Source organism: Cerasibacillus sp. JNUCC 74 (assembly GCF_053667775.1).
In genome coordinates, this window is sequence record NZ_CM132207.1 from 1571369 (window position 1) to 1597020 (window position 25652).

The window sequence follows — 25652 nt, forward strand, 5'->3', positions numbered from 1 at the left end:
CTGCGAAAGCACACAGAAAAGCAAAAAATCTTACTGCGAATCACTCGTTGGTTAAAGAGAGCGCTCTGGAAACCATCCTATGTCTGGATTAGGAAGTTTGAAGAAAAGATCCAGTCCGTAAATCAGCTTTTGCCGTTGTTGCCATGAGTTAACTTATAATTTCACCAAAGGATAGTGCCACCTTTCTTCAGGTGTTAACTTGTTGGCACATAATTACAGAAAGTTGTAAACGAAATAGCCTTATTTTCTTTATGTAATGCTAGTGATAGTTATATATGTATTAAAATAATTGAATTTAAGTCAATGGGTAATAGGTATATTCTTAGCTCTGTTTACTACTATCTTATCTCTATTTTATATTTTTTATAAACCATCTAATAAGCAATACAGGTTGCTAACAGGAAAAAAGTGCCGAGCATTATTTTTTGTTAAATAACCTTAATTAATAAGTGCTAGCAATATTTTAATAAAAAGGGACTGAATTTTTAAAAGATTCAACATTATAATCACTAGTTACAGTCAACTCTGATTTATGGAACCTGCAATTCGACGTGGTACCGATATCGATCGCCTCTATAAAAGAACTCCGCATATTCAATTAATCGATCTTGTTGGTCTCTAGTTATTCGTTGAACATATAATAATGGGCTGTTTTTTGGTACTTTCAAAAGTTTAGCCTTTTTCTCATTTGCAACTACTGACTCAATTGTTTCTTTTGCTTTTTTCACTTCATATCCTTTTTTGCGGAACAATTCATACAAAGAAACATTCGGTGCCCTAAGCTCCTCAGCAGATAAAGAGAGAAATGGAGGACAATATACACGTTGAAAGCCTATAGGAATATCGTCGTATTGGCGTAATCGTTCATGACAACTAACCATTGTTCCTTTTGGCAAATCAAGTTGTGAACATACCACCGGATTTGCCGGAATGGCCTCTTCAAATGAAATTAAGGATGATTGTAAAGAATTCTCATTATTTTCTTCTGAAAAACTTAATAATTTTTGTAATTGCAATGATTTTTTTTGACTAAGAACAATCGTACCTACACCATGAATTCGTTGAACATACCCTTCATCTACCAACAATTGCACGGCGTGTCTCACAGTGATTCGACTCACATTAAATTGTTTTTGTAGGTCAGGCTCTGCTGGCAACAGATCACCAATGGGATAATCCCCATTGGTGATCTGTTGTTTTAATTCCTCATAAATTTGTAAATATTTAATTTTGTTTCTCCTCATAAGTAATCACCACATTTGCTAATAAATTTGCTAACTCTACCAAATTAAAATCATTAGCACGTTGTACAGTCTCAAACAAAGACTGGAAACTTGAATCAGTTAAGTCCACAAATGAACCAACCATAGAACCAACAATTGTTGCAACCGTATCTGTATCGTAACCAATATTTACAGCATCAATCACTGCTTGCAAGGCATTGTCCTTATTTAAAGCAACAATTCCAAATGCACAGGGTACGGCTTCTGAAATATGCAAGCCGCTTCCAACTACTTGTGATAGTTGACGCAATTTTTCTTCTTTTGTACCAACACCATTTACTATATCATACGCTAATTTGATACGTTCTACAACATTTGGACCTGCTACTTCACGAGAAATGATTTTTGCTTTTGTTTCACCACGTAAAGCTCCATAAAAACCTGCACTTAAAGCATCATCGACTGTTGCATGAGGTGCTAAAGAAGCGCTTGTGGTAGCAGCTACCGCACAAGCACCAGAAATTGCTAAAGAATTATCATGTGTTACTTGTGTGATTGTAATCGCCGCATCAATAGCTCCTTCCAAATCGTTAGGATGCAAAATACCAGCTGGTGCAATTTTCATTGCTGCCCCATTTGTAGCTTTTGATGCATAGTCTACCGTTGCTGCTCCTGGTAACGGTTTCATTTTTAATGAAGGGTCCTTATACATTGCCACTGCACTCCGAGTTGTAGGACCTGCAAAACGATCAAAATACCAAGGAACATCTGACCAATCTAAAATAGCTTTTATTACAATATCTTTATCAATAACACCATTATTTTCTAAAATAGCTTGGCACAGAAAATATATTTGGGAAAAATCATCTGTTACTTGTCCTGCTTCATTTCCAAGTGCAAATGCTGTTTCACCAGGTTTTTCAAACTTAGTTACAGTACCAAATTGTGCACGAATTTGATCAAACGATAAATTTTCAGTTGCTGCTCCCATCGCATCCCCAATTGCTGCCAATCCTAAAATCCCTTGTATTTTTAAATTCAAATCCATTTCGATTATCCTTTCTATAATTAGTATTCTATTTTTTTGAAGCAGACATTTCTGCTTTTGGATCCTTAATACCAAAAATAATTGTTAATAACATACCCCCAAAAAAGGAAATTGCTAGACCAATGACATATGCCCATAATGTAGGTCCCGCAAATGCAGGAATTGTTGTTAACCCGCCAAATACAAATGCATTACCTACTACATGAAATGCACCCATGAACGCACCACCAAGAGCAGCACCTAAACAACCAGCTACTAATGGGCTCTTAAATCTCACACCTAAACCATAAATTGCCGGTTCCACAATCCCGGATAAAAAGACAGAAGTTATTGCAGTTAATGAAAAATTCTTCAATTCTCGATTTCGGCTAAGTAAGAAGATAGCAAACGCAGCTCCTGCCATACCAAAATTCGCATTCGCACCGTAAGCAATAAAAGCAGAACTACCTGTTGAAGCAATTTCAGGTATAATAACCATCGTATTCGGTGCCCAATGCACACCAAACATGATTAAAACATTCCATATTCCGCCTATAATAGCTCCAGTAACGATTTGGTTAATATTTGCTAACCAGTTCACAAGGTTGGCAATACCTATACTTAAATAATTTCCGATTGGTCCAATTATTCCAGCAGCAATTGGAACTAATATTACTAATAATATAGTAGGGATCACAATCATATGCAAACTATTAGGTAGTTTTATTTTCATAAAATGTTCCATTTTTGATTGCACCCAAGTAGTTAAGATCGCTGGAATGATTTGACTAGTATAATTAAATACAGGAATCGAAAGCCCTAAAAATGTAATCGTATTCCCGCCATCACCTTGTACTAGGTCGATGAAATCAGGCATAATCAAGGCGCCCATTACAGCAACCGCAATATATGGACTTGTATCAAATCGTTTTGCTGATGTAATAGCGACTAATAATGGCAAGAAGTAAAATACTGAAGTCGCTGCAAGAGTTAAAACTAAATTGGTTGTACTATCAGTCGATAACCAACCTAGCTCATTAGCTAAAATCGTGAATCCACGAAGCAACCCTGAGCCAGCTAATAATGGCAATAACGGTGAAAAAATACTGACAACTAGAGCAATAAACTCATTAAACCAATGACGCTTCTCGTTCTCTGTATGCGAAACGTCTACAGTATCGTTATCCATATCAGTTGACTTATTTGCCTTCCACACCTTCACAAATTCATCATAAACCTCATCGACATGGATGCCAATCACTATTTGAAATCCTAAGTCCTTGTCAACAGTTCCTGCTACACCATCTAACGCTTCAATTTTTTCCTTTTGAACTAGTGAACGGTCTTTTAATGTAGGGCGTAATCGTGTGGCACAATACGTTACCGACACTATGTTGTCCGACCCTCCCATCAGTGATAACAATTGACTTGCTAAGACTCTGTTTTTTTTCATAAAAACGTCTCCTTTCTATTTTTTTAGACTAGAAACATCATTGTTATCTCGAGAGGTTATAACGTCATATCCTCATATCAAGAATACACGAATTTATTTTAAATGTAAAGGTTTACATTTTATTTTTAAAAAAAATCCTATGGACTAACCTCTTGTTTTCAACAGCTTATCTACTATTTTTTCTTTAATTCCTTAAAACTATACTTAATTTGTAATCCCATTGAGCTTTGCATCAGACGACAACTTAAAGTTAAGTGCACTTCCTTTAATTTTTCTAATGAGACTGGACAAAAGTGGTTTAGTGAAAGAAAATCAAAATTCTTCAATTAAGAATTCGAATTAGTTTCCGATTTCTCTTTTAAAAAGCTTCCTTATTCCAGTAAACATTCGCATTCAGGTTAATTTTTTAAATATGTCCCACTCTCATTAATTCAGCTAGAACGAAAGCAACTGGTTAAATTCTATCTGTCATATTTGTGATTATTTGAATGGAGTTTTGCATCGTTTTTAAACCCTTTCCTTCAAGTAATATTCTTTAGTTTGCTTTGCTGTAGTTTTGCAACGGTATTTCGCGTTGTGACTTTTCTCATGGGAGATGACAATCAGATAACCTTTCCAAGCGAAATTACTTCATGATACATCTGGCTATTTGCCTTTAAGCTCATGCTCGTAGAGGATCCATGTCAAGTTGCAATATTATGTATTTTCCTAATGCAAAATACACTATGTAAAGGAAATTATCCTATGTCTGGATTAAGAAGTTTGAAGAAAGATCCAGTCCGTAAATAGCTTTTGCCATTGTTGCTTGGATTAATTGTATGTTTTTATCAAATGAACTCTTTCTTCAGGTTTTGACTTTTTGGCTCAAAATCACTGAAATTTGTTAACTGAGTATTCTTATTCCATTTACGAAATACTAATGGGGTTAATTGATGATATAATTCAGTGCTTATGAATGATTTTTGTATATATTTTTATCCATATCAGATTCAAACGCCTAGTTTCTAATGGCTGCTTCACTCCTTTTTTGGCGGGGTTGACCAAATACGCTTCTAGCTTTTGTTCTGGAAGGAATGTCAAGCTTATCAAAGGACGGGCCCCATTTTAAAACGATTGAATGATCATTAATAAAGCATAGAAAAAGAGGGAAAGATGAATAGATATAGGTGCGAAATGAAAAGGAGTATTTATATGTCTGCTTTTATGATCCTACGTCAGTTGTTTAATCGATACCTAACGTTTAAAGTATATGATCTTTCTGCACAGATGGCTTATTATTTTTTGCTATCTGTTTTTCCATTTCTGGTAGCGATCTATTCTTTACTGCCGTATTTGCCATTAAATGAAGATTATATTTTAGAATTAGTTCAACCATTTGCTCCGGAAGCAACATATCGACTAATTGAAAATACGATTTCTTACTTTTTAGTACATCAAAAGCAAAATTTATTGTCATACAGCTTTATTACTTCTGTTTGGCTTGCTTCAATGGGATTTCAATCGATGAAGCGAATACTTAACATTGCTTATAATATTGAAACCAAAAAAAGCTTGTTCAAACAAGCGATAGAAGGAGTATTGCTTACAATTGGATTTATGATTGTAATCTTGTTTTCTGTTATTATACCTGTGATCGAAAGAATGATCAGAGACTATTTAGATGACGTTTTTACTGTGCAAAGTTTTCAAAGCTTTTGGACTTTTTTTCAATGGGGGATCGGCAGTATATTTATCGTTATTTTTTTAATTGGATTGTATTATTTTTCCCCGAACGTTAAATTAAAGGTAAAAAATGTTCTTCCGGGTGCTATTTTTGCAACAATCGGTTGGCAGTTTGTTTCTTTACAATTTGCCTCCTTTGTTAGTTTTAATAACTACTCTGCCTTTTATGGTCAGTTAGGTGGTATTGTTGTTTTAATGCTTTGGTTTTATCTTTCCGCAATGATTATCATCGTCGGAGGATTATTAAATACGATTATTTCGCCAATCGATCAATGATAAATCTAACTACGACTAGGTACTACCACAAATTTCCTTAGTAACATGTAACCTGCTTTTTAAAAACATAGAGTTATTAGGAAAATAGATGTTTATAAATTGCAAAACGCATCTCCATCTTTTTGATAATATTTATTCATGATTTAGCCATGCCCTGAATAGCTATAAAGTAGTGAGTCAAGCCTTTACGAAATATTAACTTAAAGTGTGTGTTCAAAAAGTGGATAACAGACTGAGATGGGTCGGGTATAAAAATCGCAACGTCTTAAAAAAATCACGATGTGGCACGGTTGAAGTTTACCTTCTTCTGTTACAAAAGCTGACACGGGCATGTCTTATGCGCCAAAGTTCGAGACGACGTAGTTTTGAGTAGTGCAGGCTATGCAGTTAAAAATAGGGGATGGCATTTAAAGAAAAACGTAGCTGGTGCTAAGACATCGGTGCGAAAGATCGACCAGTTCACTTATACGTAAGTCCAAAAATATTACAACGTGGAAATAACTACTAAGCTAAAATTTGCTCCATCCTTTATGTAGAAAAAACTTTGCATACAGAATTCAGCATTTATACATGGAATAATAAAGCTCCCTACTCATTTTTTTATTTCAGCGTTAATATCCTTTTTAACGTATAATCAATTCCACTAATTATTTCTACCGGACTTTTTGAACATCCTCTTCAAGCTATTTATAGGGGGAAAACAAGTGGTTGAATCCATTCTTAAATTATTTACAACCGAACAAAAAGCAGAAGCGATTTTGGCTAATCCAATTGTGGAGCTTATTTTTATTATTTTATTTTCTGCTTTTGTTTTAGCGTTAATTGTCCACTTAACTATATTTCGTAAGCTCAAACATATTAGAAACTATTTAAAGAATACTGGGCGTATGGATATTGAACCAGTCTTATCATTTAAAGAACAATATGAAATTCAACAGCAACAAGAAACGGTAAAGGTGGAAACGTTTGTGCAAGAAAAGTTTGCAAGCTTCCGTATGTTCCATATACCAATTATCAGTTTAATCAAGATGATTCAAATGACCGTTTCCGTATTTATTCTTCTCGGTGTACTCGGAACGTTTATCGGGTTAACTTCCTCACTAGGTAGTATTAATTTAGAAGGAAATGAGATAGTCGAGGGAGTGGCAAATGTATTAACAGGAATTGATGTTGCTTTTTACACAAGTATTGCAGGAATGGGATTTTCTTTAATTATGACAATATTGATGAAAGTGTTAAATACGGAATTTATGCTAACAGATATTATGCTAATGACGGAAACAAAGTTGGAAGGCACACAAGAAAATGGCCTGAACCGCTTGATTACTGTATCGGAAACCATTCATGAATCCATCTTACATTTGACAGAGACAAGTGAGCAATCCTTTCAGACAATTGTATTTGCTTTTAAAGGATTTCAAGACTATACAACTGGTCTTCAACAATCAGCTAAAGATTTGGCATCCTTTAACGATGGACTCGCAACCAATCTTAAAGACTTCCAGCAATTGTTTCATAATATGAAAAGTGTAACGGAAGATATTGCAACTGGTACGAATCGATTAAACGATAATTTCGCTACACTGTTTACTTACTTTAAACGAATGGATAAAAGAAATGAACGAATGATGCAAGCCTTAGAAAATACGTTTGAAAAGGCCAAAGAACAGGCTGGAACACAGCTTGATATATTGCGACAATTTGAATCATCGGTGGATGAAATCAAACAGTTCACTACTTCTTTATTGAATGAACAAGCAGCCCTAAAAGCTGTATTTACAAATATACAGGCACAAAGCAAAGATCTCGTTAAGCAAATAGAGAAACAAAATAGAGAATTTAAAACGGTATTTGGAACAGGTATTTCCACGAAGTTAACAGGAATTATTTCCCAGTTGCATGAACTTTCTGGTGTATTCGATCATATGGGGAATTCGTTGATAAAGCTTCCGGAAGCTCTTGATGTGATTAATCAAACACAAGCTGAATATAAACATCTATTAACGGATCGCTTTCAAGATTTAAAGGAATTTAATCGTACCTTTCACCATCATTTAAAATCACATGCAACGAACATGTTATCGTTTGAAAAGCAAATGAAGGATGCAACTGGTACATATGAACAAATGGCAATGAAAAACAGCCAGTTTATTCAAGAGATCAACACAACAATGACAGAAATGAATCAAATTTTTAAACAACAAGATACTCATTTGGAAAATCAACTTCATGTTTTAAAAGATGCATTAACGAATTATGTAAACAATTTAGAAGGATCTCTCGGTCAAAAGCTTGAGCACGTTGCCCAATCTATCCAATCCTATCTAAGAGAGATTAATGATGGGTTGCGCACGGAGTTTTATCAATTACGACGAAACGCAGAAAACAGCCAACAAAGTCAAGAAAGGTTTATCCAGCAAATATTACAAGAACTCGGTCGAGAAATTCAAATTTTAAATCAACATTTAGCTGCTTTATCACAGCGAACTTACACGCAAAATAATCAAATAAGGTTGAATCAAAATGAATTCTAAATACCAGCGACTTTTTAAGCAGGATCGGGATGAAGGACATTTTTGGCCCTCTTTTACAGATTTATTAACGACTATATTACTATGCTTTATTCTTATTTTTGTCGCAATGATGATTATTAAATCGTTGCAAATTGAAGAAATGAAGCGGACCTTAGATCAAATTATGGGGGTAAGAGCAAAGCTGGTAAATGATTTAAAAAAAGAATTTAGCGGATCTAACTTAGGGGTTGAGGTGGATGAAAAAACTGGGGCGATCATTTTTAATACGGAGATTTTGTTCGAGTATGATAAAGCAGAATTGAAGACAGATTCCTTTACTTTTTTAAATGAATTTGTACCCAAATATTTAGACATTCTCCTGCAGGAAGGGTATGAAGCGTATGTGGCAGAGATTATTATTGAAGGGCATACAGATCGGGATGGATCTTATTTGTACAATTTAAAATTAGCTCAGGATAGAGCATATAGTGTTGCAGATTATCTTTTAAGTGAACAGTTTCCATATAAACATATTCAACAGCATTTAGAAAATAAACTAACTGTTAACAGTAAATCATTTTCAGATGTGAGAACAGATGAAGGTGGCAAGTACAGCGCCAAAGATTCCAGAAGGGTTGAATTTAAATTTCGCTTAAAGGATGAAGAAATACTAGATAAAACACGAGAAATTCTAGGATCATAAACAAACATAAAGGGGCTAGTACTTAAGCAGCGCCTTTATTTATATCCGTTTCCATTGTGGATAGATTTTTTAAAAGTAGCTTCGTCTAGCCGAGACTTCATCTTCTTTCTCAGTAATCGTTTAAGATCGGCCGAATCTAAGGAAGGCCGACTAAAAGTGGGCTTGCCGTTTAGGCGCGGCTTCCCCCTGTTTAGAGGCATGTTTTCTGTATCCAGAATCTAAGGAGCTGTTTTGCTCTTAGTTGAAAAATCCGTTTGCCATCTTATGAAAGAAATGACTCCTAATAAGCATCGCATTTTTTCAAGGACAGAGTTGCTACGGCAGCAATACACCGCAATTTTTCAAGGACAAGGAATACGTCGGGAGCGGTACATCGTATGCAGAAAAGCTTTTTTTCAAGGACGCCGAGTTATTAGCCTTTGTTCCACTTCGAGAGGAAAAGCGCTCCTTGAATAAATTTTCACCTTATCTCATCAGAAAGTTCTCCCGTTTGCACATCGTAAACGGGCATCTCTTGTTGTTCCACTATAGGAAAATATAAAACTGTAGGCTTTTAAGAAAAACGATAGCTTTCGCATAAAAGCTTGGCGATAAGCTAAGTTTTTCTAATCTGTACATTTCATGTATAACGTTTTGTTTGGTTGATCAAAACGTTTTAAAATTCCTCATATATTGCAGGGTCTAGATTTTTTATTCTGCCATTCGGTTTCGTTAATTTGGAGATGGCGTTCATTTCTGTTTCAGTTAAAGAGAAGTCAAAAATTGAAATATTCTCCAATTGACGCTCGTAGGAAGATGATTTAGGAATTGCAATAGATCCAAGTTGATAATGCCAGCGTAAAATAATTTGCGAAACTGTCTTGTTATGCTGACGAGTAATGTTTACAATCGTTTCATTGTTCAATATTTCATTTGCACGAGCTAACGGACTCCAAGATTGAGTCTGAATATGATGAATTGCATGCCACTTTCGCTGCTCCGCTTGGTTGAAAAATGGGTGTAATTCGATTTGATTAATACTAGGTTTTACTCCCGTTTCTGTTTTTAAACGCTCTAAGTGCTCCGGCAGGAAATTACATACTCCAATTGAGCGAATAAGTCCCCATTTTTTTGCATCAATTAAGGCCTGCCATGCTTCTACATACATATCTTGCTTTGGGTTTGGCCAATGAATTAAATATAAATCAAAATAACTCAATCTAGCTCGATATAATGATTCTTGAATAGCGGTTATGGCCTTGTCATACGCTTGATAACGACCTGGAAGTTTTGAAGTAACCAGTAAATCTTCTCGGCGAACTGAACTGCGTTTGATTGCTTGACCGACTGCCCCTTCATTCTCATAGTTATAGGCAGTGTCAATTAGTCGATAACCGATATTTATGGCGTTTGCTATCGCATTAGCCCCTTCATTTCCATTTAATTTGTATGTGCCAAAACCGATAGCTGGAACTGTTAAACCATCATATAATGTAATTTCTGGTATGGTCTCCACCATATCATAACCTCCTTTTATAACGTTACACTTTAAGCGTACAATGAAATAGGGAAAAAGCCAAATCCTACTTACTAAACGTCGCTAATTTTAACTAAAATCTTGGGAAAATAAAAATTATTCTTCATTGAAATTCACAAATTGGTTTATAATGTTAAAATAAATAGTTTTATCTTTTGTAAACTTTGTTTAGATGGGGTGAATCCTCTGAATGATTTTATATTAATCGTACTATCCTATTTATGTGGCTGTATAAATGGGGCTTATTATCTAGGAAAGCTATATTACAGACAGGATATAAGGGAGTTAGGCAGTTCTAATGCTGGAGCAAGAAACGCTGGGAGAGTATTTGGCAAATCAGCATTTATATTTACAGTAATTATTGATGTCTTAAAAACCATTATACCGCTGTTGTTTGCATTTTATCTGTTTCATAGCAATGGAGTTGTGCTTGGATGCATGACATTTGCTATTTTACTAGGACATGTATGGCCTATTCAACTTCATTTTCGTGGTGGTAAAGGAGTGGTTGTTTACTTAGCGGCTTCATTAATTGTCGCACCACTAGCTTTAATTATCTCCGGTGTTATTATTTTAATAGCGTATCCGATTATAAAAAAGCTTACGATCGTCACGATGAGCAGTTTTACTAGTATGCCAATAATATTATTGTTTTTTTACAAGGATGTAATATTAGCAATAATCTTCTTTATCATGCTGTTTATCATTGTAATTTTGCATAGAAATGGGGATCAAACATGAACCAATATTTACCTGTAATCTATAAAATAGCGGATCAACAAGCAGAATTTGAACAAATTTATCATTTAAATTACGAGACATTTGTTGAAGAAATACCACAACACGAAGCAAACGAAAAACATAGACTAGTAGACCGGTTTGACAGTAAAAATACATATGTAATTGCCAAGCGGGAAGAGGAAGTAATTGGCATGCTCACAGTGAATGGCGAAAGACCTTTTTCTTTAGATCAAAAATTAGCCAATCTGGATCAGTATTTACCTGATGATGCGGTACCATGTGAAATTCGATTACTTTCGATTAAAAAACAACATCGCGGAGGTCGAATTTTTTACGGTTTATGTGAAAAATTAGTAGCTTATTGCTTAAAACAGGGGTTTAATCTGGCTGTTATTTCCGGTACGCTGCGGCAAACAAAGTTGTATAAACATCTTGGTTTTGAAGCAATTGGTCCAGTAGTAGGTACTGAAGAAGCACCATATCAACCAATGTATTTAACAAAGGAAAATTTTGAGCGTGCTTCGAAGCTTTTCAAAAGAATGCTCAAAAAACAAGAAAAACATAACCATTATAATTTTTTGCCCGGACCTGTAGAAATTGCGGATGACGTAAGTATTGCTTGGAAAAAGGCGCCGATTTCTCATCGCGCAGATAAAGTGCACGAAGTGATGGATGACATTCAACAACGTCTATGTAAACTTACGAAAGCAAATTATGCTGAAATTGCAGTGGGTACGGGAACACTTGCTAATGAAATGGTGGCTGCTCAAATATCAACACATTCTTCTCCGGGTTTGATTCTTGCAAACGGAGAATTTGGCGAACGGTTAATGGATCATGCTAACAGATGGGGTCTTTCCTATCACGTCATTCATAAGCAGTGGAATGAGCCCATTTCTTTAAAAGAAGTAGAAGTGGTGTTAAAGAGAAATCCTGAGATTGGTTGGCTTTGGACGGTGCACTGTGAAACATCAACAGGTTATGTTTATCCATTACAGCAATTAAAACAGATTTGTAAAACGTTTGCTGTTCGTTTATGTATCGATGCATGCAGTACGGTGGGGGTTATTCCTGTGAATTTACAATCCGTTTATTTAGCAAGCACGGTAAGTGGTAAGGGATTAGCCTCTTACCCTGGACTTGCTATCGTATTTCACGAAGAAAAATTAGTGCCAAATGAAAAAATCCCAAGCTATTTAGATGTAGGAAAATATCAAATTAATCGCAGTATTCCATTTACACATTCTTCAAATGGATTGTTTGCATTAGCTGCTGCATTACAATATTCAAAACCTGAAATAGCGGATATATATCTATCTATTTGTCAAACATTTAAAGCAGCAGGGATGCATGTACTAACTGGAAACAACTACTCTCCGGGAATTATGACAATCTGTTTAGAGCAGGATATTGATTCAAGGAAGTTTGGCGATTTCTTGAAAGAAAAAGGGGTTCACATTAGCTATGAAAGCATTTATTTATTAAAGCGTAATTGGATTCAAATAGCGTTCATGGGGAATCTGAAGCCGATTGATATTATGCAGGGAGTTTCCATAATAGCTGACCACTATAAGCAGTTTTTAATGAAGAAGGTACAAAATAAATGAAAAAAGGAATTCATTTTTTAAAAAAACATTTTATCGCTACTTTAGTTATACTCTTATGGATAAAGACGGTTGCGATTTCTTTTATCAGCTTTCAATTACCCATTCATTCATGGGTTGATATTGTATTAATAGTAATAAGTCCGCTTGGAATCATTATGATAATACTCGGATTTGGTTTTCTCTTTAAAAAACAAGTGCCGCCAGTGACAATGCTGATTATTTATTTACTAATGATTGGACTTGTATATGCAAATTTATTATATTATCGCTTTTATATTGATTTTGTAACGGTTTCCGTTTTTCTGCAGTTACATAATGTCGGGGGGCTGGGGCCAAGTACTGCTGAATTAGTTTCGCCGTTTGATCTGCTGCTTTTTCTTGATCTAATTATTCTTGGTTTAGTCGTGATTAGAATAAAAAAAACGAAACAGAAGCAGCCTGTACCAAATAAAAAGAAATATACAATTATCAGCATGACATTAGTAGTTTTAACCTTTGTATTAGCACTGACTAAAAATCCGTATTTGCTAGAAACAGGCTATGATCGAAAAGAACTTGTACAATCGTTGGGCTTGTATAATTATCAAATTGTGAATATGATAGATGGGCTAAAAGCGCCCATCATGAAAGTGTTAGCAGATGAAACGGATGTGGAAGAAATAACAAGTAATGTGCGACGCAAACCAACTAGAGCACATGAGGAGTTTGGCATAGCAAAAGGAAAAAATCTTGTCTTGATTAGTTTGGAATCGACACAAAACTTTGTGATTAACCAGAAAATAAATGGGGAAGAGATTACTCCATTTTTAAATGATTTCATTAAAAACAGCTATTATTTTACTAATATTTATGATCAAGCTGCACAAGGGAAAACTTCAGATGCAGAATTCATGATTAACACGGGCTTATATCCATTGCCCAGTGGTTCTGTTTTTGTGCGTCGATCAACGAATGAATTCTATTCCCTTCCGAAAATATTAGCAAATAAAAGAAATTATACTGCCGCTAGCTTTCATGGAAATGACGCTACGTTTTGGAACCGTGAGGAGATGTATGAGACATTAGGGTATAAACGGTTTTTTTCCAAAAAGGATTATCATGTAACAGATGAAAACTCCGTTAATTACGGGATTAAAGACATTCCTTTTTTTGAACAATCCATGAATAAATTAAAGACGTTACCTGAACCTTATATGGCAAACTTTCTTACATTGACTAATCATTTTCCATTTTTACTGGATGAAGAGGATCAAACTATTCGCCCTGCTGATACTTCTGTCGAAGTGGTCAACCGATATGTGACTACTGTTAATTATGAAGATGCTGCATTACGAAGATTTTTTGAACTGGTAAAAGAAAAAGGACTGTATGAGGATTCGATATTCGTTATTTACGGGGATCATTACGGAATCTCTCAAAAATACGAAAAAGGGGTGTACGAACTGTTAGAACGGCAAGATACACCACTGAACCATCTTCAACTGCAACGATTACCAGTAATTATTCATGTACCTGGTGAGCAGGGAAAAATAGTCAACACTGTTGGTGGCACGATCGATATCTATGCTACTATTTTAGAGCTTATGGGAATACGTGATGATCAGTTTATCAACTTTAGTCAAAATCTGTTTACGAAAGACGATAAAGACCCGGTTATTTTCAGAAATGGAAGTATTGTTACGATTGATTATGCATATATAGGCGGGAGCTGCTATGACAAAAAGTCAGGGGAAACAGTGGATACAACTAAATGTGAGAAATATTTAAAGAAAGCGCGAAAGGAGTTACAAACTTCTGATGAGCTTATTTTAGGCGATCTTTTTCGCTTTATCCCTTATTAATGGGCTGTAGGGCAAATGTGTAGAAAAAATTAGACTAGCAGAGTGAGAGATACGAACAGTACGATTACTTCAACAAATATCCGTGGGAAGGAAAGCTTTCACGGATATTTGTTGTTTTCAGGTAAACCGATCTTTTTATAAATTACAAAATTTTTATCGTTCTAAGTTAACCGGTTTTTTGATCAGGCTGAATGGTTTAAATTTCTTGGTCCTCAGAATCTATGAAGTACTCATCAATATATATCGCATTAAGGTGCCGTAAGACTCCCACTTCCTTTCAAGACCTGAGTTGATATAAAGGGGTCTAAGTGGAAGGAAACGGCACCTAAATGCCCGATTCGTTCAACTAACATTCCGTGCTCCACGGAATGAAGTTTCACTTTATTAAAATCCAATTAAAAATCGGCAATGGTCATTCCCTTCGGTTTTACAACTTGTCCGCTTTACATCTTCTGTTTGTAGAACTTTTTGAAACAAAGACGTTTCGCAGTGACAGGCTACTTTATATTCACTTGCAACAGCTAAAATGGGACAGTTATATTCAATCAATTCATATTTATTTGTTCCTATTTTTGCAACATCTGCCATATATCCTTTTTCATTCTGAATGGTTTTTAACTCTTTTATTTTTTCAATAGGTGATTTGTTTTTTAGTCGTACTTTATATTCATTTGTTAAGCGTTTTTCTCGATTTTGAAATAATTGCTCGATCGATTCTTCACCATACATCGCTTCTATGTCTTTAAGAAACTCAACAGCAAGACCTTCATAGCTTTTAGGAAAAAGCAATTCAGCATTTTTGGTTAATATGTATTTTTGGATGGGTCTACCTATGGGTTGCTTTACTTCTACGGAATAGATAAGTTTCTCTTTTTCTAATATTGACAAATGTTTTCGTACAGCCATGTCTGTAATATGTAAGCATTTTGTAAGCTCTCCTACAGAGAGCCTGCTTTGCCTTTTTAATAAATATAAGATTTTATCCTTAGTGGACATTTTTTCCATATAATCACCTAAATTATATTTTATGCTGTATATATTGTATAAAAAATAAAGAAATTATAAAAGTGAAAACTATAAAAATAAAAAACTTTATGAATTATTAGCACTACAGGAGCAAATTAATTGCTATTCTATGAGAGGTAAGCTATGATTCTTACATGCTTATTATACCAATTGGTATAATAAATGCACAAAAAATTTTAAAAAAATCAGAAAATGATTGTAGATACCATACTTTCTCTCATATATTAATGCTAACTAGGAGTTCTCCAATTGTAAATCGTTAAACGAGCGGTTAAGTTTTTGCTCTTGCAATATACCGAATTTATGAATACGTTTAAAAAAATAAAATATTATTAGAGCAAGCTTTTTTCTTTGGATTTTATTGCTTGATAGGAAGCTATTGATGGAAATGTAAACAGGTGACAACGCAATATATTATTCAAGAGAAGAGTTTGTTAAATCAGGAGGGAGCAGCTTTGAAAATTGTCGGAATAGCTGGATCATTAGTAGGTGAGAAAACTTCGCAAGCAGTTCATGAAGTGTTACTCGCCGCTAAGCGTATTAATCAAAATATAGAGACAGAATTAATCGATCTAAAGGAATATGATGTTGAATTTGTTCGAGGAGCCCCATTAGCATATTATAATAAAGATACGTGGCATGTTGTAAATACAATGTTAGCTGCTGATATTATTGTATTTGGTACCCCTGTATATCAGGCATCGATTACAGGAGCGCTAAAAAACTTACTTGATCATTTTCCTGTTGATGCGTTTAAAGAAAAAGTAACAGGAATTGTAACGACTGCAGGTTCACATAAGCATTTTCTTGTTTCTGAATATCATTTAAAGCCAATTCTTACTTATTTAAAGGGGACGGTTCCTACATGTAGTGTCTTCATTCATAATGATTCCTTTAATGATGATAATGAAATTATTGATCAAGATGTAAATAAAAGAATTACTAAGCTTGCTGAAGAAATGATAACGATCAAGGAACGAAACAGGATAAATTAAATTAGCCAAAAAAGGGGTTAAAAAATTTCATCAAAATAACATACCAAATTTTTGTAGGCTAAAATGCATAACATTTTAGTGATGAAGATTAGACGACTCGTGAGGGAATTTTAATCCCGCATGTAAGGTGCCATAAACCCGTAATCTTTATCAGTTTAGCGAAATTGCTTTTGGACACATATTTTATATATAATCGGAGACTGGATACATTATTCTGCTTTATATACGTTATAAACCTTAATAAAATTAGTCTATTTAAAATCGTTTCTAAATTAGAAACGATTTTTTCATTTAGGGAACTCTATCCGTTTATACATGATGGATAACTCTTTTAAAAAGTAACTTCAGCGCTCGTGCTGCTAACAAACTTCGAACTTCTTCCCACGATAATTCAACATCGGCTACCTAAAATCCCCAATTCTTCGGTCGACAGGACAAGAAAAGCATCTTGAATAAGCATCGCGGTTTTTCAAGGACAGAGTTGACCGCGATTTTTCAAGGCCAAGAAAAGCTACGACAGCGATACTTCGCTGGTTTTAAAAGACGTCTGCGAACTTAGCCTTTGATCTACTGTTTTAAAAAGCTTTTAGGTATTATAGATAAAGTGTTGCTTAGTATTGGCGTTTTTAGTGTCACAGTCGTTAATAAACTATACATCGTTATTCATGTGATTAATGTAAAATTCCTAAAGTAAAGGAGGCAAATGAATCAAGTAATGAGATGGCTCCGTTAATATCGGTTCAGAATAGTGGTCGAGGGATATGAAGGATTCGTAATATTGTTTCATTCTTAAGAGCACAATAGAACCAGTAGATTATCTACATTGATTGGGCTCAAATACTGTTGATACAAGGGTGTAAGCGTTCTACAATTTAGTTAAGGAGGTGCTCTTAGTTGTTTGATCAAAGATCTTTTAAGCTTTTTAAAGAAATAATAACACATGATCAAATTACAGTTTCAGAAGTTATTCGTAAAACAGATTTATCAGAACGACAATTTTATTATGCTTTAGACAAAGTAAATAACACTTTAAAAAGTATGAATATGCCGGAAATTATAATTTCAAATCAAAATTTTCTTGTTGATGCTAAAGTTAAAAAACTTCATTATGCAGGAGCACCCTTAGATATTAGTATGAATCAAATCGTTTTATCAGAGGAGGACCGCGTTTATTTCATTTATTTATATACATTTATTCGTAAGGAAGTACTATCTAATTACCATTATCAATTAATGATGAATGTAAGTAAGAATACAGCTTTAACTGATGTAAAAAAAGTGAAAGAAATGTGTAATGAAAAGGATGTTGCTTTTGTCTACACCCGAATGGATGGTTATCATTTAAAAGGAGATGAACTGGCAAAAAGAAAACTGGCTGCCTATGCAATCGATTATTTACTTACAAAACCATTGGGGAAAGAAATAATCATTCTTACATTAAAATCTTGGAAACAGGAACACTATTATCAGGAAACAAAGCAAATAATTAACAACTTTCTAACGAAACATTCCATACATTTAGTAAAGACGCGTAAAACGGAAATGATACTACATCTTACGTTTATGAGGGTAAGAAAAAAACAAGTTTTGCTTGCGTTTAGTGATTATGAAAAACAATTGTTAAAAAGTCAACAGTTATTTGCACCAGCTAAAAGACTCTGTCAGCAATTATTTCAAGATACAGACAACAATGAATGCTATTATGTCTTATTGCAATTGATAGTAGCTCTAGAGGAAGTAAGCTTTGTGGAAAATCCTTATTTACGAAATTTGACAATAGAAATCATCGAAGCATTTGAGAAAAACACATTATTACCCATAGAGAATAAAGAATATTTACAACAAAGCTTATATAATCATCTTGTTCCAGCGTTTTTCAGAATTGCATTTGAAATTCCACTTGTTAATCCCTTAACAATACAAATTAAATCGAAGTATGTAGATTTATTTCAGTTTGTGAAACATTCATTGGCACCTTTATCAAAGTGGACGGGAAAGCCGATTAGTGATGAGGAAATAGGTTATTTTACACTTCATTTCGGCGGTTATCTAGAGAGGGAAAGAAGAACGAATTCACCTGACATTCGTGCATTAATTGTTTGTTCAAATGGTGTTAGTTCTTCAATCATGCTAAGAGCACAATTAAAAGAAATGTTTCCTACTATTAAGTTTTCAAGAGTACACAGAGTAGAACAAATAAAAACAATTCCATTAACAAATTATGATTTGATTTTTTCTACGGTTGCTTTGGAATCAACTAAGCCTGTTTACCATGTAAAGCCATTACTTACTAAGATTGAAAAAAATTACTTGATTGAATCCGTCATTTTTCAATTTCCATCTTTGAATAATCATGATTTTTCAATCGACCAATTAATGGAAATTATTGATAAATATGCGGATATTAAAGACGAAAAAAAATTATTTTCTGAACTTGTCAATGTCATTTATTTGAATAACACCGATGTAGGAGGGTATAAGCCAATGCTTTCAGATTTACTAACAGAGGACATGATTCAATTTACAGATGAAAAGCTGCAATGGCGTGATGCTATCACACTCGCGGCACAGCCGCTTCTTAAAACAAATAAAATAAAACAGGAATATATCGAGGCGATGAATAAAAAAGTGGAAGAAGTAGGAACTTATATTCATGTAGGAAATGGAATTGCTATTCCCCATGCGAGACCTGAGGAAGGTGTTATTAACTTAGGAATGTCATTTTTAAGAACAAAGACTCCTGTGAAGTTATTGGATAAAGAAGAACATCAAATAGATATTTTTATTTGCTTAGCAGCGGTTGATAATGAAGCCCATCTTAAGGCTTTATCTCATTTGACAAAACTTCTTGCTGATAAACCAACGCTTAAAGCATTGAAAGAAGCTGAAACATCAGAAGAGATTATTAAATTAATTAAAGGAGATGAAGAATAATGAAATTTTTAGCAGTTTGTGGATCAGGGTTAGGGACAAGCTTTATGGTAGAGATGAATATTAAACAGATTTTACAGGAATTAGGTGTGACTGGGGTGGAGGTATCTCATTCTGATTTAAGTTCAGCTACCCCAGGAGACGCAGATGTCTATTTTTTAGCGAAAGATATTGCTGAAGGCGGTTCACATTTAGGTGAGGTAATTGTATTAGACAACATTATTGATATGGACGAGTTAAGGGAAAAAGTTACAAAGTTAGTAAAAGACAAAAATTTAATTTAATTATATATGAATGTGTTTAAAAAGGAGTTAAAAGACCCGACGTAGGTTAATCGATAGCAACTACCCTTGAAAAATCGCGATGTGCTGCTGTTAAGATTTTTGTAGTGTCGACATCAACATCCTGTGTGTCGAAGTTGGAGATTGCTTCGTTTAGCAAGCTGAATATATGTATGTTGAAACATGAATTTCAAGAAATTAGGCAATAAGGAAAAATGGCTAGCGGAGTGCAGACATCACTTAGCTGCACTTATACTTTGGACATTAAAAAAATCTACTTGGTTGTTTAACTTCCGTGCTAAAATTTTGTGCTTCTAATGTACAAAGAAATTCGATGGATCATTTTTAACATATTTTTTGAATGTTTTTCTATAAATAACGAAAGGATGGTTTCTATGAATAATTTCTTAAGTGTATTAGTTGATATTTTAAGTCAGCCTGCTATTTTGGTTGCTGCAATTGCGTTAATCGGTCTATTAGCACAAAAGAAAAATGCATCCGAGATCATGAAGGGAACAATTAAAACATTTGTAGGTTTTATTGTCATTGCAGCAGGTGCAGGAATTTTGGAGAAAGCTTTAACTCCATTTGGTACTATGTTCCAAGAAGCTTTTCATGTATCAGGGGTAGTGCCAAACAACGAAGCCATTGTTGCTTTAGCTCTTACAGAATACGGAACAAATACAGCGCTAATTATGTTTTTTGGTATGATTGTCAACATATTAATCGCTCGGTTTACAAGATATAAGTATATATTTTTAACAGGTCATCATACACTTTATCTGGCTTGTATGTTTGCTGTTATTATGGCGGTAGCAGGATTCGATACAGTACCATTAATTATAGCGGGTGCTGTTGCTTTAGGAATAGTAATGACGCTATCACCAGCAATCGTTCAGCCGTTTATGAGGCAGCTTACTGGAAATGATAATGTGGCTCTTGGACATTTTAGTGCAGTAGGATATGCAATAAGTGGATTAACTGGAAAAATTTTTAAGAATAGCAGAGAAAATTCAACGGAAAATATCAATTTTCCAAAAGGACTTAGTTTTTTACGAGATAGTACGGTTAGTATTGCTTTAACAATGGTCGTGATGTATGTAATTGTCGCTTTATTTGCAGGTGCTTCATTTATTGAAGCAGAACTAAGTGAAGGAACGAACTATTTGGTTTTCTCTCTGATTCAAGGCGGTAGCTTTGCAGCTGGTGTATTTATTATCTTATCTGGTGTCCGTTTAGTATTAGCAGAAATTGTACCAGCGTTTAAAGGGATTTCCACAAAGCTTGTGCCTAACGCTAAACCGGCACTTGATGTTCCAATTATTTATCCGTATGCACCAAATGCTGTTTTAATTGGGTTTTTCAGCAGTTTTATTGGCGGAATTTTTAGTATGGTAATTATGTTCGTCACGGGAACGACGATTATTCTTCCTGGAGTAGTGCCTCATTTCTTTACTGGAGCAGCTGCTGGGGTTCTAGGCAATACAACAGGCGGGATAAAAGGAGCCGTTGCCGGATCATTTGTCAATGGAATTATCATTTCGTTTTTACCAGTATTTTTATTACCGGTATTAGGAGAGTTAGGATTTGCTAATACAACATTTTCTGATGCTGACTTTGGCGTTTCAGGTATCTTTTTCGGCTCGCTGGCAAACTATGCAGGACCAGTTGCCATTGTTATTAGCTTAATTGTTATTCTTGGTTTCATGTTAATTCCATTTGGCAAAAAAAAGAGCTCTACAGAAAATGCTAACTAATTGCACGCAGTTTCTATTAAAAATAATATGGAGGAATTATGATGAGTGAAGAACTAAAAAACATTGCAGACTTATCAATTAACACCATTCGTACGCTTACGATAGATAGTGTTGAAAAAGCACAGCACGGGCATCCTGGTATGCCAATGGGGGCAGCTCCGATGGCATATAGCCTCTGGAAAAATATACTGAATATCAATCCGAAAAATCCGGAATGGTTTAACAGAGATAGATTTGTATTAGCTGCCGGACATGGTTCCATGCTTCAATATTGTTTACTGCATCTTGCCGGGTTTGAGTTATCCCTAGATGAACTAAAGAACTTTAGACAATTAGAAAGTAAGACTCCAGGACATCCGGAGTACGGGGTTACACCAGGAGTTGAATTAACAACAGGTCCTCTTGGACAAGGAATACCGGGAAGTGTCGGGTTAGCACTTGCGGAAAGACATCTTGCTGAAACTTATAATCGAGAAGGATTTCCAGTTATTGATCACTATACGTATGCCATTTGCGGTGATGGTGATTTAATGGAGGGTGTCTCCTATGAAGCAGCATCACTGGCTGGACATTTAAAGCTCGGTCGTTTAATCGTATTATATGATTCAAATGACATCAGTTTAGACGGAGAATTGGCCCTGTCTTTTTCAGAGGATATTAAACAGCGCTTTAAGTCTTGTGGATGGCAATATTTGTTTGTAAAAGATGGTAATGATATAAAAGCCATTGAAAAAGCAATCAATAAAGCGAAGGAGGATGAAACTCGTCCTACATTGATTGAAATCAAAACGGTCATCGGTTATGGCGCTCCAACCATTCAAGGAAAAAGCGATGCGCATAGTGATCCAATTGGCGCGGAAGAAATTAAACGTGCAAAAGCCTTTTATAAATGGAATTATGAAGAAGATTTTTATGTGCCGGAAGAAGTATATGACGACTTTGGCAGTATTAAAGAAAATGGCGTTAAAAAAGAACAAGAATGGAATCAGCTTTTTGAGCGCTATGCAAATGAATATCCGGAGCTTGCAAGTGAGTTAAAACGAATCATTGCTGGAGAACTCCCTGAAGGTTGGGATCAGAAATTACCAACATTTGAAGTGGGAGAGTCCATAGCAACTCGAGCTTCGGCCAGTAAAGTATTACAAGCATTAGCAAATAATATCCCTGAACTTGTAGGTGGTTCTGCTGATTTAGATGCTTCTACTAAAACGAGGCTAACAGCATTTGCTAATTTAACAAAGGAAAATTATGCTGGAAGAAATATTTCCTTTGGGGTACGCGAATTTGCAATGGGTGGCATTGCAAATGGAATGGCTTTACATCATCTAAGATCGTTTGTAAGTACGTTCTTTGTGTTTTCAGATTATCTGCGTCCGGCTATTCGATTATCTGCTTTAATGGAGTTGCCTGTTACGTATGTCTTTACTCATGATAGTGTAGCAGTCGGTCAAGATGGCCCTACTCATCAGCCTGTTGAGCATTTGGCAGCCTTTCGTGCTATGCCTAATCTTACCGTATTACGTCCGGCAGATGCGAATGAGACAAAAGAAGCTTGGAAAATCGCTGTGTCACAAAAAAATCAGCCAACGATGCTTGTATTAGGAAGACAAAATTTGCCTACGCTAGCTGAAACAGCAGAAAAAGCGCAAGAAGGCGTAATAAGAGGAGCATATATTATTTCGGAGGCAAAAACAACTCCTGTAGGCATTTTAATTGCTGCGGGATCTGAAGTTTCTTTAGCACTTCAAGCACAGAAAAAATTAGCGGAAGAAGGAATTTATGTCCATGTTGTAAGCATGCCATCTTGGAATCTATTTGATAAGCAGCCGCTTGATTATAAAGAGCAGGTTCTTCCGAAAGAATTAGATAAACGTTTATCCATTGAAATGGGATCTAAAGTTGGTTGGCAAGAGTATGTAGGCACTAATGGTGCAGTTATGAGCATTGATTCATTTGGCGTTTCAGGCCCGGGAGATAAAGTGATTAAAAAGTTTGGCTTTACAGTAGAAAATGTTGTAAAGAACTTCAAGGATCTACTATAGAAAGTAGTAAATAAAAAAAGGGTGTGCCAAAGTTTAAAATTTTTTGGTCACCCTTTTTTGTACTATACAAAGGTATATAACTGTAGGCTTTATCCCGCATGTAAGGTGCCGTAAGTTTCCCACTTCAAGTCCTGAGTTGGTACAAAGGGGTCTAAGTGTGAGAAAACGGCCCCTAAATGTCCGATCGGTTCAAGGGCCTTTAGGTCATACCCTTGTGGTACTAACATTCAGTAGGAGAGGGATGCAAATTCCTACTGAATGAAGTTTCACTTTATCGTATAAGAAAAACAATAGCTCTTTCTAATGTTGTACGTCGCTAGCAAGTGCTGAAGCTGTAAAAATAGAGATGACTATACCTCTTTATTCCAAAATGGTAAAAATAGTTTTATGCCTCGTCTATTAAAAGGAATACATTTGCTGTCTGCGATTAGATGGCTAATATAGCCGATTACACAAGTATAATAGGCACCTTCGATCTTCATAGATTGTTGGAATTGGAAGGCAATATAACCAAAGAAAATAAGACCGACAATGGAGTGCGTATAAGTGCGGTGAGGAACAAAAGAAGCAATAATGATATAAATTCCCATAAGGCTAAGCCAAACCTCATCGAATGAAACTCCCGCTGCTAATATACCAATTCCGGTAATGGTTAACATATGCTTTCGTTTAATGGATAGAGATAAGGAAAGTAAAGCGAATCCAATACCAATTCCTATCCAACCTCGATAATCGACTCCTTTATACAAACTATAGATGATAAGCAAGATACCGACTACTTGAGTGACCGCTCGTAAAATTTTATGGGATAGGGTTATTTTTCCCCGTAATTTGCCATCAATATCTAAATCAGGAATTAAAGCTGATGTCGCTCCTAAACTAATCAACAAAACAGTTTCTGAAGGAGAGCTTTGTAAATTGTTTGCGACGATAAATCCGGTTACTGTACCAATTGCTGCGTGCACTGTTCCATTCACTACGGAACCCCCCTTGATTTAAAGAGAATATGTACTTAGCTATTAAAAAAATAGCTAGTACTCCTATTTTACAGCAAAATAGAGTTCTGTTTAACAAAAACGGGCTAGGATCTTTAAGCGTAGCACGATATAGAGATCCTTTTCTTAAATCGATACCTACTTTGTTACAGTAAATTCAAATATAAATAAAAAATTAGTACTAGATACTATAACTATATGTTAAAATGTAGTCGTAAAACAAAAACATCAACGCAGAAGGAGATTAACTATGGTGTATCATTTTTGTGCGTATGCATTAAAAATAATTTTAAGTGTATTTGGGAAAGTTAAGGTTTATCAAAAAGAAAATACTAATTTATCAGGGGGCTTTGTACTCGCTTGTACACATACAGGGTGGGTAGATATATTGTGGCTAGGGGTTTGTATGCTTCCGACTAAAATACATTATATGGCAAAAAAGGAGCTTTTTCAGTCGCGATTTTTAAGATGGTTGATGGAGAAATTAAATGCATTTCCTGTTGATAGAGAAAATCCAGGGCCAAGTGCGATCAAAATACCGAGGCGTTTGTTGAAAGAAGGAAAGGTTGTAGGTATTTTTCCGAGTGGGACAAGAACAAGTGAAGAGGTACCATTAAAAAGAGGCGCTATTACGATTGCTAGTTACGCAAAGGTTCCAATTGTACCAGTTGCTTATCAAGGACCCAATAATTTTAAAGATCTTTTTAAACGGATGAAACCGCAGATTATTTTTGGCGAGCCAATTTATTTATCTGAGCAATTACCACCAAAACAAGGAATGGAAGCAATGATGAAGCAACTTGAAAAATCATTAATAAGCCTGCAGAAACAACTGCAAGATAGGAAGTAAATGTTCTAATGGATTCACCTATGGAACGCTTTCGCCTATGATAGAGATAGGTTTTTGATACATTAAGAATCATAGAAATAGCTATGTAAAAGTGTGATAAAACAATGCGCCTGCGCAGTGGCTTGGCGAAGCCCTAGTTTTCTTTATACTATA

At 35.1% G+C, this 25652-nt stretch carries 18 protein-coding genes; 12 read left to right on the forward strand and 6 right to left on the reverse strand.

The window, feature by feature from the left end:
* Window positions 1-530 precede the first annotated feature (530 nt).
* Genes JNUCC74_RS06880 through JNUCC74_RS06890 form a run of 3 tightly spaced genes read right to left on the reverse strand, consistent with a single transcriptional unit; the run spans window position 531 to window position 3703 of the window.
* Window positions 531-1244: a GntR family transcriptional regulator gene (locus JNUCC74_RS06880; RefSeq protein WP_454067427.1), complete on the reverse strand. Its 714-nt coding sequence runs from the start codon at window positions 1242-1244 to the stop codon at window positions 531-533.
* The gene (locus JNUCC74_RS06885) at window positions 1225-2271 is read right to left on the reverse strand and encodes an ADP-ribosylglycohydrolase family protein (protein ID WP_454067428.1); all 1047 of its coding nucleotides are present in this window, start codon (window positions 2269-2271) and stop codon (window positions 1225-1227) included. Before JNUCC74_RS06885 ends, JNUCC74_RS06880 begins: the two co-directional genes overlap by 20 nt.
* Window positions 2272-2299: 28 nt before the next feature.
* Window positions 2300-3703, reverse strand: coding sequence for a PTS transporter subunit EIIC (locus JNUCC74_RS06890; protein WP_454067429.1), 1404 nt, complete (start codon window positions 3701-3703; stop codon window positions 2300-2302).
* Between the two features lie 1191 nt (window positions 3704-4894).
* Here JNUCC74_RS06890 and JNUCC74_RS06895 point away from each other — a divergent pair.
* The 3 genes from JNUCC74_RS06895 to JNUCC74_RS06905 all read left to right on the forward strand — a co-directional run bounded on the left by JNUCC74_RS06895 (window position 4895) and on the right by JNUCC74_RS06905 (window position 8917).
* A complete protein-coding gene (locus tag JNUCC74_RS06895; RefSeq protein WP_454067430.1) occupies window positions 4895-5701 on the forward strand; it encodes a YihY/virulence factor BrkB family protein in 807 nt (268 codons plus the stop codon).
* Window positions 5702-6405: 704 nt separating this feature from the next.
* Window positions 6406-8235 (forward strand): MotA/TolQ/ExbB proton channel family protein, encoded by a 1830-nt coding sequence (locus tag JNUCC74_RS06900; protein WP_454067431.1) that lies wholly within the window; start codon window positions 6406-6408, stop codon window positions 8233-8235.
* The gene (locus JNUCC74_RS06905; protein WP_454067432.1) at window positions 8225-8917 is read left to right on the forward strand and encodes an OmpA family protein; all 693 of its coding nucleotides are present in this window, start codon (window positions 8225-8227) and stop codon (window positions 8915-8917) included. The genes JNUCC74_RS06900 and JNUCC74_RS06905 overlap by 11 nt, the downstream gene beginning before the upstream one ends.
* Before the next feature lie 655 nt (window positions 8918-9572).
* On the opposite strand, the gene JNUCC74_RS06910 is transcribed toward JNUCC74_RS06905, so the two are convergent.
* Window positions 9573-10415, reverse strand: coding sequence for an aldo/keto reductase (locus tag JNUCC74_RS06910; RefSeq protein ID WP_454067433.1), 843 nt, complete (start codon window positions 10413-10415; stop codon window positions 9573-9575).
* Between the two features lie 195 nt (window positions 10416-10610).
* On the opposite strand from JNUCC74_RS06910, the gene JNUCC74_RS06915 reads away from it, so the two are divergent.
* From JNUCC74_RS06915 to JNUCC74_RS06925, 3 genes are read left to right on the forward strand one after another with little or no spacing between them, the layout of a single operon-like run.
* The gene (locus JNUCC74_RS06915; protein WP_454067434.1) at window positions 10611-11174 is read left to right on the forward strand and encodes a glycerol-3-phosphate acyltransferase; all 564 of its coding nucleotides are present in this window, start codon (window positions 10611-10613) and stop codon (window positions 11172-11174) included.
* Window positions 11171-12781: an aminotransferase class V-fold PLP-dependent enzyme gene (locus JNUCC74_RS06920; protein WP_454067435.1), complete on the forward strand. Its 1611-nt coding sequence runs from the start codon at window positions 11171-11173 to the stop codon at window positions 12779-12781. The genes JNUCC74_RS06915 and JNUCC74_RS06920 overlap by 4 nt, the downstream gene beginning before the upstream one ends.
* A complete protein-coding gene (locus tag JNUCC74_RS06925) occupies window positions 12778-14622 on the forward strand; it encodes an LTA synthase family protein (protein WP_454067436.1) in 1845 nt (614 codons plus the stop codon). The genes JNUCC74_RS06920 and JNUCC74_RS06925 overlap by 4 nt, the downstream gene beginning before the upstream one ends.
* A gap of 384 nt (window positions 14623-15006) precedes the next feature.
* Here the strand turns inward: JNUCC74_RS06925 and JNUCC74_RS06930 are convergent, their stop codons facing one another.
* Window positions 15007-15627: a helix-turn-helix transcriptional regulator gene (locus tag JNUCC74_RS06930; protein WP_454067437.1), complete on the reverse strand. Its 621-nt coding sequence runs from the start codon at window positions 15625-15627 to the stop codon at window positions 15007-15009.
* A gap of 476 nt (window positions 15628-16103) precedes the next feature.
* Between JNUCC74_RS06930 and JNUCC74_RS06935 the strand changes: the two genes are divergently transcribed.
* The 5 genes from JNUCC74_RS06935 to tkt all read left to right on the forward strand — a co-directional run bounded on the left by JNUCC74_RS06935 (window position 16104) and on the right by tkt (window position 23654).
* Window positions 16104-16643, forward strand: a complete 540-nt coding sequence (locus tag JNUCC74_RS06935) for an NADPH-dependent FMN reductase (RefSeq protein WP_454067438.1) — start codon at window positions 16104-16106, stop codon at window positions 16641-16643.
* An 894-nt stretch (window positions 16644-17537) separates the two neighbouring features.
* Entirely contained in the window at window positions 17538-19577 is a 2040-nt protein-coding gene (locus JNUCC74_RS06940; protein WP_454067439.1) for a BglG family transcription antiterminator, read from the forward strand.
* Entirely contained in the window at window positions 19577-19858 is a 282-nt protein-coding gene (locus JNUCC74_RS06945) for a PTS sugar transporter subunit IIB (RefSeq protein ID WP_077320151.1), read from the forward strand. The genes JNUCC74_RS06940 and JNUCC74_RS06945 overlap by 1 nt, the downstream gene beginning before the upstream one ends.
* Window positions 19859-20250: 392 nt before the next feature.
* Window positions 20251-21612: a PTS ascorbate transporter subunit IIC gene (locus JNUCC74_RS06950; protein ID WP_454067440.1), complete on the forward strand. Its 1362-nt coding sequence runs from the start codon at window positions 20251-20253 to the stop codon at window positions 21610-21612.
* Window positions 21613-21653: 41 nt separating this feature from the next.
* Window positions 21654-23654, forward strand: a complete 2001-nt coding sequence (gene tkt / locus JNUCC74_RS06955) for a transketolase (protein WP_454067441.1) — start codon at window positions 21654-21656, stop codon at window positions 23652-23654.
* 350 nt (window positions 23655-24004) lie between these two features.
* On the opposite strand, the gene JNUCC74_RS06960 is transcribed toward tkt, so the two are convergent.
* On the reverse strand, window positions 24005-24631 hold the full coding sequence (locus JNUCC74_RS06960; protein WP_454067442.1) for a metal-dependent hydrolase: 627 nt from the start codon (window positions 24629-24631) through the stop codon (window positions 24005-24007).
* A gap of 271 nt (window positions 24632-24902) precedes the next feature.
* Here JNUCC74_RS06960 and JNUCC74_RS06965 point away from each other — a divergent pair, with 271 nt between their 5' ends.
* Entirely contained in the window at window positions 24903-25499 is a 597-nt protein-coding gene (locus tag JNUCC74_RS06965; RefSeq protein WP_454067852.1) for a lysophospholipid acyltransferase family protein, read from the forward strand.
* The last annotated feature ends 153 nt before the right edge of the window (window positions 25500-25652 follow it).

Bases quoted from the DNA above. Each gene is read 5' to 3' on its own strand.
- JNUCC74_RS06930 (WP_454067437.1), bottom strand. From the start codon at position 15,627: ATGGAAAAAATGTCCACTAAGGATAAAATCTTATATTTATTAAAAAGG.
- JNUCC74_RS06905 (WP_454067432.1), top strand. From the start codon at position 8,225: ATGAATTCTAAATACCAGCGACTTTTTAAGCAGGATCGGGATGAAGGA.
- JNUCC74_RS06880 (WP_454067427.1), bottom strand. From the start codon at position 1,244: ATGAGGAGAAACAAAATTAAATATTTACAAATTTATGAGGAATTAAAA.
- JNUCC74_RS06920 (WP_454067435.1), top strand. From the start codon at position 11,171: ATGAACCAATATTTACCTGTAATCTATAAAATAGCGGATCAACAAGCA.
- JNUCC74_RS06890 (WP_454067429.1), bottom strand. From the start codon at position 3,703: ATGAAAAAAAACAGAGTCTTAGCAAGTCAATTGTTATCACTGATGGGA.
- tkt (WP_454067441.1), top strand. From the start codon at position 21,654: ATGAGTGAAGAACTAAAAAACATTGCAGACTTATCAATTAACACCATT.
- JNUCC74_RS06925 (WP_454067436.1), top strand. From the start codon at position 12,778: ATGAAAAAAGGAATTCATTTTTTAAAAAAACATTTTATCGCTACTTTA.
- JNUCC74_RS06895 (WP_454067430.1), top strand. From the start codon at position 4,895: ATGTCTGCTTTTATGATCCTACGTCAGTTGTTTAATCGATACCTAACG.
- JNUCC74_RS06945 (WP_077320151.1), top strand. From the start codon at position 19,577: ATGAAATTTTTAGCAGTTTGTGGATCAGGGTTAGGGACAAGCTTTATG.
- JNUCC74_RS06885 (WP_454067428.1), bottom strand. From the start codon at position 2,271: ATGGATTTGAATTTAAAAATACAAGGGATTTTAGGATTGGCAGCAATT.
- JNUCC74_RS06950 (WP_454067440.1), top strand. From the start codon at position 20,251: ATGAATAATTTCTTAAGTGTATTAGTTGATATTTTAAGTCAGCCTGCT.
- JNUCC74_RS06910 (WP_454067433.1), bottom strand. From the start codon at position 10,415: ATGGTGGAGACCATACCAGAAATTACATTATATGATGGTTTAACAGTT.